Genomic DNA, 11,244 nt, shown 5'->3' on the forward strand with positions numbered 1-11,244 from the left:
TTATTCAGGTGTGTTGGTTGTTGTCTTGAGGAACGCGGTTGGTATTGAAAATGAATGTGCGAAATAAAAGTTTCATAGCCAACCACGGTGAACATCGGCGGTTATTAAGATTAGGCTTTGCTCGGGAAAATAACACGGCTAAATATCAGCGTGATGAAAATCCCGAAATGGGTCGAGCCAATAATTGATTCGGCGATAAATAGCGTTTTGCCATGGGCATTGCAGGGCAGAAAGTCGCCAAAGCCAACGGTGGCAAAGATCGTCGTCGAGAAGTACAGCGAATCCAGAAAGTCGCTGCTATTGTTGCAACCCGCACTAGTGCCATACACATCAAAAACCTGCCAGCCGGCCGCAAAGGTCAGGATCAGCAAAATATTACTCAGCAGAAACAGCCAGACCGCTTGCGCCGGATGCAGCCCCGTTTGCATGCGCTGGCCGTAGGCAATGCTGAAAATAAATGACAGATAATTGAGATAGGTGAAGGCAATAAACCAATACAGCGTATTGCCGCCGGGATCTAAAATTCTCAACCTAACCAGAAACGGCCAGACGAACATAAACAGCAGCGTATACAGCGGTACATGCCGCCAATTTATGTTCTTTAACATCATCATCAGGCGTGACGGCTTGCCACGGTGGCGTTAAAGGCATCGAGCATCGGTTGCAGGCGTTCGTGCTTGAGTTTCAGCGCGGATTGATTGATCACCAAGCGGCTAGAAATATCGCGGATATGTTCGACGGCGACCAGATTATTCGCTTTCAGTGTGCCGCCCGTTGAAACCAAGTCAACAATCGCATCGGCCAAGCCAACCAGCGGTGCCAATTCCATCGAGCCGTAGAGTTTAATTAGGTCGACATACACGCCTTTGCTGGCGAAATGCTCTTTCGCTTGTTCGGTGTATTTGGTGGCAATGCGTAAACGTGCGCCTTGTTTGACTGCGCCTTCGTAATCAAAACCATTTTGCACCGCGACCATCAGCTGGCATTTCGCAATTTCAAGGTCGAGCGGCTGGTACAGACCTTGGCCGCCGTGCTCGATCAAGACGTCTTTACCGGCCACGCCGATGTCGGCTGCGCCGTATTGCACATACGTTGGCACGTCGGACGCGCGCACGATAATGAGCTGCACATCAGGCTGATTGGTGCCAATGATGAGTTTACGCGTGCTTTCTGGCGCTTCGCTCGGCACAATGCCAGCGGCGGCGAGGAGCGGCAGCGTTTCTTCAAAAATCCGGCCTTTGGATAGAGCAATCGTAATCATGTTGTTTCCAGTAGGGCACGCCAGCGGCGTGCGACAGCTTATTTAAATAATTTAATGCCTGCTGGGTATTTTGAAGCCCAGCCGTTCATGGCTTTAGCCGCTTCCCAGACCGAAAATAGTGCAGCGCCAATGGCGACCCACCACACAAACAAGGGTGTTCCGAACATAATCGTTGCCAGCAAGGAAAGGGCATAAAAGCAGCCCATCAGCATTTGAAAGTTGGCAGCTTGCACTGCATGCTGTTCGACAAACTCAGAATGCACGCGAGCAAACTGCAGGCCTAAAAATGGAATAATCAGCGCCAAAATCGGCAGCGGCACAATCGGCAACCAGCAAAGACCGGACAAATGAATAATTACCGCGCAGGTTTTTTCGCCTTGGCTTGGTGGTTTAAGTTTGCCGTCGCTATCTTCACCTGCAGGTTTTGGATTGATCGTTAGCATTAATGAAAACGCTCGATACTCGCGCCGATGCCGGCGAGTTTAGTTTCGATATGCTCGTAACCGCGATCCAAATGGTAAATACGGTCAACGATGGTTTCGCCTTCAGCGATCAAACCGGCAATCACCAAGCTCGCCGATGCGCGTAAATCCGTTGCCATCACGACGGCACCCGAGAGTTTTTCAACGCCAGTGATAATCGCCGTATTACCTTCGGTATTGATTTTTGCACCCATGCGCACCAATTCTGGCGCGTGCATAAAGCGGTTTTCAAAAATCGTTTCAGTCACAACGCCCGTGCCTTCAGCGATGCAGTTCAGCATCATAAATTGCGCTTGCATATCGGTCGGGAAGGCTGGATATGGCAAAGTGCGCAGATTCACGGCTTTGGCGCGGCGTTTCATATCCAGCGAAATCCACGTATCGCCCGTTTCGATGTAGGCACCGGCTTCGCGCAATTTATCCAGTACGGCATCCAGAATGTCGGCGCGCGTATTGCGTAGCAACACTTTGCCTTGTGCAGCGGCGGCGGCAACGAGGAAAGTGCCAGTTTCGATCCGGTCGGCGATGATGGCGTGTTCTGCGCCATGCAAGCTGGCAACGCCTTCAATCGTGATCGTGTCCGTGCCGTGGCCGCTGATTTTTGCACCCATTTTAATTAAGCAAATTGCTAAATCAACGACTTCTGGCTCGCGCGCGGCATTTTCAATGACGGTGATGCCATCGGCTAAAGTCGCGGCCATTAGCAAGTTCTCAGTACCGGTTACGGTGACCATATCGCAAACGATGCGCGCGCCTTTGAGGCGACCTTTGGCTTTCACATAACCATGCTCGATGACAATCTCAGCGCCCATCGCTTCGAGGCCTTTAATGTGCTGATCGACCGGACGAGCGCCAATCGCGCAGCCGCCGGGCAATGACACTTGCGCTTCGCCGAAACGCGCCAACGTTGGGCCAAGCACCAAGATCGATGCGCGCATGGTTTTCACCAATTCGTACGGCGCAGTCAGGCTAGTGAGTTCAGCGGCAGTCAGCTCGTATTCGTGGACGTTATCGGTCATCACGCGAACGCCCATGCCTTGCAGCAATTTTTGCGTGGTTTTCACGTCGGCCAATTGCGGCACATTGGTCAGGCGTAAAGTGTCGGCAGTCAGTAGCGCCGCACACAAAATTGGCAAAGCGGCATTTTTGGCGCCAGAAATCGTGATTTCGCCAGCGAGTGGATGGCCGCCAATAATTCTAAGTTTATCCATTTTTTTAAACCTTTGATGATGCGTGGGAGCGGGCTTGCCCGCTCCCACAGGTGCAAATTATTTAAAGTAAGCCCACCAGACCCAAGCGACGATGCCGATCAGCCACGGCACATTCGTTAGCGCGACTAAGCGGCCGACACTGCGGCGATCTTGCGGTTTTCTAGCGTCGATTTTGGCCTGCTCGATGATGGCTTTTTGGTCATCAATCGCGGATAAATCAAAACGCTTATCGGGTTTGCTCATTGGCGCAGCGCGAATTCGGCGGGCGTTAGCGTGGCGCGCATCGAAATGGCGTGCAGCTCGCCTGAGTCGATATACGATTTTAAGCCGTCGTTAATCAGACGATGACGCGCCAGCAAGCCCATGCCTTCAAATTGGCTAGACACGATGGTGGCGTAAAAATGATGGCCGTCGCCTTCAACATCTAATTGCGTACAGGGCAGAATGTTGGCGATTAGGGCTTGTACTTGTTCTGGCGTCATGGTGTCTTCTAAATAACGGAGCGTGCGGACTGAAAAGGAGTTCACAAAAATGAGAAAAGCACAAAATTAAAAAGTGCTTTTTCTTGGGTATGTGAGTGTGGCGCTTATCTAATATTGCCTGCACTCATATACCCATCAAGGCGATTGGTTTTCAAATTAATGCAGCATAATTTGATACTCGCGCCTTGCTGGGTTTTTATGGACAAAGTCTTTGTTACTAATGCCTTAGCGGCGAATTTTGTAGCCGGATTTTATCAAACTGAGCGCCAGTGCGGCGAGAATAAGTAAACTAAATCCGACGACGGACAAAGAAAGCCAAGGATTTACATCGCTTTGGCCGAAAAAGCCGTAGCGAAAGCCGTCGATCATATAAAAAACAGGGTTGAAATGCGATACGTTTTGCCAGAAAACCGGCAAGCTATGGATGGAATAAAACACGCCAGATAAAAACGTCAGCGGCATAATCAGGAAGTTTTGAAACGCCGCGAGCTGATCGAATTTCTCCGCCCAAATCCCTGCGATCATGCCCAATACAGCCATCAAGCCGCAGCCTAGAATCGCAAAAATGATAATCCACAATGGGTATGTGATGGGCGGCATTGCAAATATTAATGCAGTGACTGATACCCCAAGGCCTACTACCAAGCCACGCACAATCGCCGCCAGCGTATAGGCGGTGAAAAATTCAAAATGTGACAGCGGTGGTAGCAACACAAACACCATGCTGCCGGTGATTTTGGATTGAATAATGCTGGAGCTGGTATTGGCAAATGCGTTTTGCAACATGCTCATCATCATCAAACCCGGAATCAAAAACGCTGTATAGCTGACACCCGGAAACGGCTGTACATGCTCGGCCAATACATGCGCAAAAATCAGCAAATACATCAGCGCAGTGAGTACGGGCGCACAGACGGTTTGGAAGCCAACTTTCCAAAAGCGCAGAATTTCTTTGTAAAACAGCGTGTAAAAACCCATGGTGTGTGAGGTGTTCGGCGTGATGAGGCGGTGTAAAATCTACCGACTCAATCGCTTGAACACATCTCCTTATCAGTGATTGTTGTGGGGTCGTAGGTTGGAATTCACCCCGACAATCGGCTTGAAATCCGACCTACGAATCAGCCGTATTGGCGACTAGCGCATCATTTGAACGAAAATTTCTTCTAAATCCGGCTGTGAAATTTCGATGTCTTTGAGCTGAATCTGCGCTTGGCGTAGCGTCGCCAAGATGCTTTCTAGCCCGTTGCAATCAGCCAGTTTCAGCTCGAACCCGCCGTCACGCTCTTGCAGTAGCAAGCTCGAAAGTTCTGTCGGCAATTGCGCTGGTTTGAGTTTCAGAAACACGCTGCGCGCTGCGCCACGGCTCATGATTTGATCTTTGTCTTCCAGCGCCAGCAAGCGGCCTTGTTTGAGCATCGCGATGCGATTGCACAAGGTTTCGGCTTCTTCGAGGTAATGCGTGGTCAGTACGATCGTGTGGCCGTCGCTATTGAGGCGGCGAATAAACGCCCATAAAGTCTGGCGCAATTCGACATCGACGCCAGCAGTCGGTTCATCCAAAACAATGACTGGGGGTTTGTGCACCAAGGCTTGAGCGACCATGACGCGGCGCTTCATACCCCCAGATAGCGAACGCATATTGGCATCCGCTTTGCTGGTTAATCCGAGGTTTTCTAGAATCTCGGCTATCCAAGCTTGGTTGTTTTTAATGCCGAAATAACCCGATTGAAATTGCAGTGTTTCACGCACGGTAAAAAATGGATCGAACACCAATTCTTGCGGCACGATACCGACGGCGCGGCGGGCTTGGCGATAATCGTTTTGCACGTCAAAACCCATGACCGTGGTTCGACCCGATGTCGCTTTGCTTAAACCCGCCAAAATTGAAATCAGCGTGGTTTTACCTGCGCCGTTTGGCCCCAGTAAAGCGAAGAAATCACCTTCGGCGACTTCAAAACGAATGTCATTGAGCGCCGTGAAATCGCCAAATTGCTTGCTCACGCCATCAAAAACAATTGCACTCATGGTGTTGCCTCGGTCGGCGTGCTGGCTGCGATAGCAGGCTTATTATCATGTTCGGGCGCGTCATTATCACTTCTCATCGGCTGCGGATTAACGGCCGTGGATTGACGTGCTGCGGGTTTAATTTCTAGCTCATCTTCTTCATCACCCATCGGCAAAGGATGCGGTGGATTGCCATCGTGAATTTTGAACCAGCGGCGCTGCAAATAGCTATCGCGGATAAATGCATACGGGTCGGCTTGCTCTTTCAGCATTGCATCGAGTGGCAGCAATTGTGAGCGCGCATTGATGATAAAGACGGAGTAATAAGCAATTTGCCCCGATAAATCATCGATATAGTCAATCGGTCCCCACGCTAGCCGTACTAAAGGATCGGCACTGTCTCGCAGTGTGAGCGGCCCATAAAATGGCACCATCAGGAAGGGGCCGGATGGTACGCCCCACACGCCTAAAGTTTGGCCAAAGTCATTTTCTTGTTTTTCAATCGGCAAATCACTGGCCCAATCAATCAAGCCGCCCACGCCTACTGTGCTGTTCACCAAGATACGGCCAAAACTTTTTGACGCGGGCGTGGCTTTGCCTTGCAGCAGTGCTGCTGGGATGGCAAAGAGATCGTCGATATTCTCAAAGAAATTATCCACGCCTTTACGCAGTGGTGGCGGCACAAAGCGCGTGTAGCCTGTGGCAACAGGCCGTAGCACGGTATCGTCGATGGCTTTGTTAACCGCAAATACAGGGCGATTAATGGCTTCAAGCGGGTCGTAATTGTTTTGTGGAGTCGCACAAGCGACCAGCAATAAAAGTGGTAAAACAATGAGACGGCGCATGATGGCTACTCGAGAAAAACGTACAGATATCAATTATATAGGGAGTAGGGAGGGTCTGTTACCTTTACTGAGTCACCGTTGGCGGCTCAGTAAAAGTCTTAAGTTGTCGCGTCAGCCGTACCCAGTAGGGCACTTAAACCGTACACCGCAATCAACTGCTGCAAATTGCTCGGTAAATGCATAAAACGTAACTGGCAGCCTGCCGCTTTGGCGCGGCGTTGCCATTCGAGCAAAACTGCAACTGCGCTCGAATCAACGATTTCAAGCGCAGCGCAGTTGATGCTGAGTTCAGTTTGCGCTAAAGCCCCATCGAGCAAAGACAGCGCGGCGGGGCTATTGGCAAAGGTCAGTTCACGAGCGAGGATGATTTCGTTCATTTGGATTTCATTTATTTGCTTTGGCGTGAGCTGTTATTTCTTTCCATCAGGCTTTTAATCAGGCCATCGATGCCGTCTTTACGAATCTCTGCGCCAAATTGGTTGCGGTGATTATTTATAAAGCTAATCCCTTCAACGGTAATGTCGTAAACCTTCCAGTCGTTGCCCGTTTTTTCAAAACTAAAATCAAGTGGGATCGGTTTTTGGCTTGGTAAAGTGACTTCGGTGCGCACGGTTTGTTCGTTTGCATCATTGCCAGCGCGCGTACCTTTCACATTGATCTGCGCATTTTTATATAAAGTCAGCGCTGATAAATAAGTGCGTACCATCATCGTGCGAAATTCTTTGGTCAACGCGTCTTGCTGCGCTGGTGTGGCGCTTTTCCAGTAACGGCCCACAGCCAGTGATGTCATGCGTTCGTAATCGGCCAATGGAGAGAGGCGTTGATCGACTAGTTCGCGGGTTTTGGCTGGGTCTTTATCATTTTTTTTAATAATATCGAGTACGTCTTTGCTGGTTGCGCGGACGATTTGCTCAGGACTGTCGTTGGCCGCCAAACTTGCGCCGCTCATTAAGCCTAAAGTGGTGACGAGCAAAAGCTGTCGTAAAACGTGAAGCATGATTTATTTCTCCGATGAAGTTTGTTTTGAAGTCGCCGTACAAAAGTTTTCACGCAAGGCGCAAAGTCGAAGACAGTACAAATTGTACGGCGAGACGAAGCAACGATGCGTGGGAGCTTTTGTCTTATTTTTTATCGTCTTGGCTAAATAAGAAGCGACTAATTAATTGTTCTAAAACGATGGCTGATGAAGTGACTTTAAAAGTATCACCAGCGGCTAGATTTTTTTCTTCGGCGCCGGGCGTGATGCCGATGTATTGTTCGCCAAGCAGACCCGAGGTCAGAATCTCGGCGGAGCTGTCTCGGCTAAAATGATAACGGCTATCCAGTGCCATCTCGACGCGCGCCACATAGCGTTCGCCATCCAGCGTGATATTGGTCACACGACCAACGACCACGCCCGCACTTTTAATCGGTGCGCGCGGTTTTAGCCCGCCAATATTCTCAAAATTGGCGACCAACTCGTAGCTGGATGTGGCGGGTAAAGAACTTGAGCTGCTGACTTGTAAAGCCAGAAACAACAGTGCCGCTAAGCCGGCGGCAGCGAATAAGCCCACCCAAAAATCGATCATTCCCCGTTTCACTATTTAAACTCCTCTGAACATAAACGCGGTCAGGATAAAATCCAGCGCCAGAATAACTAAAGAACTCGTCACTACAGTACGCGTCGTCGCGCGGGAAATGCCTTCTGCAGTGGGCGGTGCGTCAAAACCTTCAAACACGGCAATTAGCGATATGGCAAAGCCAAAGAACACGCTTTTAATCACGCCATTCATCACATCAAGCCTAAAATCCACTGAGCCCTGCATTTGCGACCAGAAACTGCCATCATCCAGTCCAAGTAGTTTCACACCGACTAAATAACCGCCAAAAATACCCATCGCGCTAAAAATAGCGGCCAGTAGTGGCATTGAAATCACGCCACCCCAAAAACGCGGCGCCACAACGCGGGCGATGGGATTGACGGCCATCATTTCCATTGCGGAGAGCTGTTCGGTGACTTTCATCAAGCCAATTTCGGCGGTAATCGCACTGCCAGCGCGGCTGGCAAACAATAGCGCCGCGACAACGGGACCGAGTTCACGCACGAGTGACAGTGCGACCAAAATCCCCAGCGAGCTGGAGGCGCCAAAGCGTTGCAGCGTGTCGTAACCTTGCAAAGCCAAGACCATGCCGACGAACAGTCCTGATACTGAGATAATCAAGACGGATAACACGCCTGCAAACCAGATTTCGCGCAGCGTGAGATGCGGGCGCAGTAGGCTAGTGCCGGAGTGCCGTAAGATCGCCACCAAAAATCGGCAAGCGAAACCCAACTTGATGAGGGTATTGGTGAGTGGTGCGCCTACGCGGCTAAAAAAATTAAATAGCACGGTGCTCCTTGGGGATCAATTTCATATTACAGCCCCAACTGTTCAGCGTAAGGCTGTGCTGGTTTATGAAACGGTAAAGGGCCATCCGGACGCGCATTGATAAATTGCTGTACATAAGGATGTTCTGAGGCGCGCACTTCGTCGGGTGTGCCGTGGGCAACGATCACACCGTCGGCCAGAAAGTAGATGTAATCAACAATCGCGAGCGATTCGGCCACATCGTGCGTGACGATAATCGAAGCTGTGCCGAGCGCATCGTTGAGTTCACGAATCAGCTTGCCCACCGTCGCTAGGGAAATGGGATCAAGCCCAGTGAATGGCTCGTCGTAGAGCATCACCGCTGGATCGAGTGCAATGGCTCGCGCCAAAGCGACGCGACGCGCCATACCGCCGGATAATTCATGCGGCATTTGCTGCGCCGCACCGCGTAAACCCACCGCTTCGAGCTTCATCAACACCAAGTCTCGAATCATGGATTCAGGCAATTTTGTGCGTTCGCGCAGTGGAAAGGCGACATTATCAAACACCGATAAATCGGTGAATAAAGCGCCAAATTGAAACAACATGCCTAGCTTGCGGCGCATCTGATACAGCGCACTTTCATTCATCGAGCCGACGTTTTCGCCATCAAGTAACACCGCGCCTTGCTGCGCTTGGAGCTGGCCGCCGATCAGTTTGAGTAAGGTGGTTTTACCCGAGCCAGAGCCACCCATAATCGCCACAACTTGCCCGCGCTGGATGGTTAAAGACACATCGCGCAGGATGGGATTCTCGCTAACGTTCTCGCCATAGGCAAAGCTGACATTTTGAAATTCAAGCAGGTTCATGGATTGAGGGGTCGTAGTTAAGGGTGGATTTTAGGGCTTTCCGCCTTTGCACGCTAGAGATATACGGCTTTGTTGCGATGCAATATAACAGCATGCATGCATTTTAGAGGCCTTGCATTGCCTGCGTGTGATGAGTGGCGCGCTTTATTGTTCTCATTTTTATTCAGTGTCGTCATTTGTGGACAGATTAATTATTGATGTATTTATCTATAGCCCTTGATATAAATAGCCTGCATGGAAATACCCATGGTTAATTTGCTATGAATATGGCTTGCACTAGCCTTTATTACGCTTTTGATTGTTGAAAGGTATGATGTTTTTGGGTGTTGGTGTACTTTTACCCTTGCTTAATTTCACATCATGAGGTCGACGACTTGTACCTTGCTTTTTTTGGATTAAAAAGTCCGCCTTTTCGCCTAACTGCGCATCCCGATTTTTTCTTTAGTGGCGCAGGTCGTGGCGCTTTGCTCGATGCTTTGCTGTATGCGATTGAATCGGGCGAGGGTTTAATTAAAGTCACTGCAGAAGTTGGCGCAGGGAAAACGATGTTGTGCCGAATGCTGCTTGAGCGCTTACCTCAGAAGATTGATGCGATTTTCTTACCGAATCCCCTGTTGCGCGAAGATGAATTGTTGCTCACTTTGGCGGATGAATTGCAGATCGAATTTCGCTCTGATCGGGCAACGCAAAAAATTCGCCTGATCGAAGAGGCATTGATCGCTAAATACGCAGCGGGTCGTCAAGTGGTGCTGCTGATCGACGAAGCGCACGCGATGCCTGATGCGACGCTGGAGCTGATTCGTTTGTTATCGAATTTGGATGCGGGTCATCATAAATTATTGCAAATCGTGCTGTTTGCTCAGCCTGAATTAGATGAAAAACTGAAACAAACTGAGCTTCGTGCGCTGCGCGAGCGCGTCAGTTATAGCCTCAATCTGCCTTTACTGAATCCTGCTGAAGTGGGGGATTATTTATCCTGCCGGTTGTTTGCTGCGGGGCATACAGGTAATGCAATCTTCTCGGCTGCGGCGGTTGAGCATATTGCGACTGTGGCGCAGGGTTTGAGTCGCCGCGTGAATGTACTGGCCGATAAAGCGCTGTTGGCCGCGTTTGCCGAAAGCGCTCCGGTGGTGAGTGTGAAGCATGCCAAGTTGGCCGAGATCGAATGTGATTATCAGTCGCCATCGTCGCATAAAAAATATGCCGTCTTGGCTTTGCTGGCGCTACTTTTTGTGGCGGCATACTGGCATTTTTACCCACGCCCCGCCAGTAGCACGGCGCAAGTGAGCGTCAGCCCGCCGTCCGTTGAGCTGAATGTTTTGGCGAGCCATGCCGCGGTGAAAATGCAGGCGATGCCTTTTAGCGATTTACTGTTGTTGTCGCGGCAGAAATTGATTGCTGCAGAAGCCAGTAGCGTGACGGTGCTGGTTTCCAAGATTCCACGCACGCAAAACGAGCGATTGCAGTTATTAGTGGCTGAAATCGAAGCGCGGATTGGCCCCGGCCGCGTGATTGTGTACCCAACGCGCAGCAAAGGTGTTTTGGCATGGGGCGTGCTAGCGGGTCTCTATCCCGATCGGCAACACGCGCAATTGGCAAATATTGAATTGCTGCAAGGCAGCAAATTGCGCGGGACACAAGTGCAAACGATAGGCGTGTTAAGGGACGATATGTTGTTGTCACGCGACTAGAGTTGTGTGATTAGGTAAGAAAGAGGCAAGAAAACGGGTTTTTTTCTTTGCTGTGCTAAGTTGAGATAGGTT

The 11,244-nt window shown here is 50.3% G+C and carries 15 protein-coding genes; 1 reads left to right on the forward strand and 14 read right to left on the reverse strand.

Going from position 1 to position 11,244, the window contains the following annotated elements:
* Window positions 1-110: 110 nt before the first annotated feature.
* From Q320_RS0115965 to Q320_RS0116030, 14 genes are all read right to left on the reverse strand, one after another.
* Entirely contained in the window at window positions 111-614 is a 504-nt protein-coding gene (locus Q320_RS0115965) for a potassium channel family protein (protein ID WP_027469826.1), read from the reverse strand.
* Window positions 614-1,261 carry an ATP phosphoribosyltransferase gene (hisG, locus tag Q320_RS0115970; RefSeq protein WP_027469827.1) on the reverse strand — a complete coding sequence of 216 codons (648 nt, stop codon included), beginning with the start codon at window positions 1,259-1,261 and terminating at the stop codon, window positions 614-616. Before hisG ends, Q320_RS0115965 begins: the two co-directional genes overlap by 1 nt.
* A 38-nt stretch (window positions 1,262-1,299) precedes the next feature.
* Window positions 1,300-1,704, reverse strand: coding sequence for a DUF4870 domain-containing protein (locus tag Q320_RS0115975; RefSeq protein WP_027469828.1), 405 nt, complete (start codon window positions 1,702-1,704; stop codon window positions 1,300-1,302).
* Entirely contained in the window at window positions 1,704-2,954 is a 1,251-nt protein-coding gene (murA, locus tag Q320_RS0115980) for a UDP-N-acetylglucosamine 1-carboxyvinyltransferase (protein WP_027469829.1), read from the reverse strand. The genes Q320_RS0115975 and murA overlap by 1 nt, the downstream gene beginning before the upstream one ends.
* A 57-nt stretch (window positions 2,955-3,011) precedes the next feature.
* Window positions 3,012-3,197: a hypothetical protein gene (locus Q320_RS0115985; protein ID WP_027469830.1), complete on the reverse strand. Its 186-nt coding sequence runs from the start codon at window positions 3,195-3,197 to the stop codon at window positions 3,012-3,014.
* Window positions 3,194-3,436 (reverse strand): BolA family protein, encoded by a 243-nt coding sequence (locus Q320_RS0115990; RefSeq protein ID WP_027469831.1) that lies wholly within the window; start codon window positions 3,434-3,436, stop codon window positions 3,194-3,196. Before Q320_RS0115990 ends, Q320_RS0115985 begins: the two co-directional genes overlap by 4 nt.
* A 225-nt stretch (window positions 3,437-3,661) precedes the next feature.
* Window positions 3,662-4,414 carry an ABC transporter permease gene (locus Q320_RS0115995; RefSeq protein ID WP_035854020.1) on the reverse strand — a complete coding sequence of 251 codons (753 nt, stop codon included), beginning with the start codon at window positions 4,412-4,414 and terminating at the stop codon, window positions 3,662-3,664.
* Between the two features lie 156 nt (window positions 4,415-4,570).
* Complete coding sequence (locus tag Q320_RS0116000; protein ID WP_027469833.1) at window positions 4,571-5,461, reverse strand: ABC transporter ATP-binding protein; 891 nt, start codon at window positions 5,459-5,461, stop codon at window positions 4,571-4,573.
* On the reverse strand, window positions 5,458-6,285 hold the full coding sequence (locus tag Q320_RS0116005) for an MlaA family lipoprotein (RefSeq protein WP_027469834.1): 828 nt from the start codon (window positions 6,283-6,285) through the stop codon (window positions 5,458-5,460). The genes Q320_RS0116000 and Q320_RS0116005 overlap by 4 nt, the downstream gene beginning before the upstream one ends.
* A 98-nt stretch (window positions 6,286-6,383) precedes the next feature.
* Complete coding sequence (locus tag Q320_RS0116010; protein ID WP_035854022.1) at window positions 6,384-6,662, reverse strand: STAS domain-containing protein; 279 nt, start codon at window positions 6,660-6,662, stop codon at window positions 6,384-6,386.
* 11 nt (window positions 6,663-6,673) lie between these two features.
* Entirely contained in the window at window positions 6,674-7,282 is a 609-nt protein-coding gene (locus Q320_RS0116015) for an MlaC/ttg2D family ABC transporter substrate-binding protein (protein ID WP_027469836.1), read from the reverse strand.
* A 124-nt stretch (window positions 7,283-7,406) separates the two neighbouring features.
* Window positions 7,407-7,865 carry an outer membrane lipid asymmetry maintenance protein MlaD gene (mlaD, locus tag Q320_RS0116020; protein WP_027469837.1) on the reverse strand — a complete coding sequence of 153 codons (459 nt, stop codon included), beginning with the start codon at window positions 7,863-7,865 and terminating at the stop codon, window positions 7,407-7,409.
* A 3-nt stretch (window positions 7,866-7,868) separates the two neighbouring features.
* Window positions 7,869-8,654: a lipid asymmetry maintenance ABC transporter permease subunit MlaE gene (mlaE, locus tag Q320_RS0116025; protein ID WP_027469838.1), complete on the reverse strand. Its 786-nt coding sequence runs from the start codon at window positions 8,652-8,654 to the stop codon at window positions 7,869-7,871.
* Window positions 8,655-8,680: 26 nt separating this feature from the next.
* Window positions 8,681-9,481 (reverse strand): ABC transporter ATP-binding protein, encoded by an 801-nt coding sequence (locus Q320_RS0116030; RefSeq protein ID WP_027469839.1) that lies wholly within the window; start codon window positions 9,479-9,481, stop codon window positions 8,681-8,683.
* Between the two features lie 374 nt (window positions 9,482-9,855).
* Here Q320_RS0116030 and Q320_RS21070 point away from each other — a divergent pair, with 374 nt between their 5' ends.
* Window positions 9,856-11,172 carry an ExeA family protein gene (locus Q320_RS21070; protein ID WP_169734468.1) on the forward strand — a complete coding sequence of 439 codons (1,317 nt, stop codon included), beginning with the start codon at window positions 9,856-9,858 and terminating at the stop codon, window positions 11,170-11,172.
* The last annotated feature ends 72 nt before the right edge of the window (window positions 11,173-11,244 follow it).

It is taken from the genome of Deefgea rivuli DSM 18356, assembly GCF_000620145.1.
Classification (GTDB): Bacteria; Pseudomonadota; Gammaproteobacteria; order Burkholderiales; family Chitinibacteraceae; genus Deefgea; species Deefgea rivuli.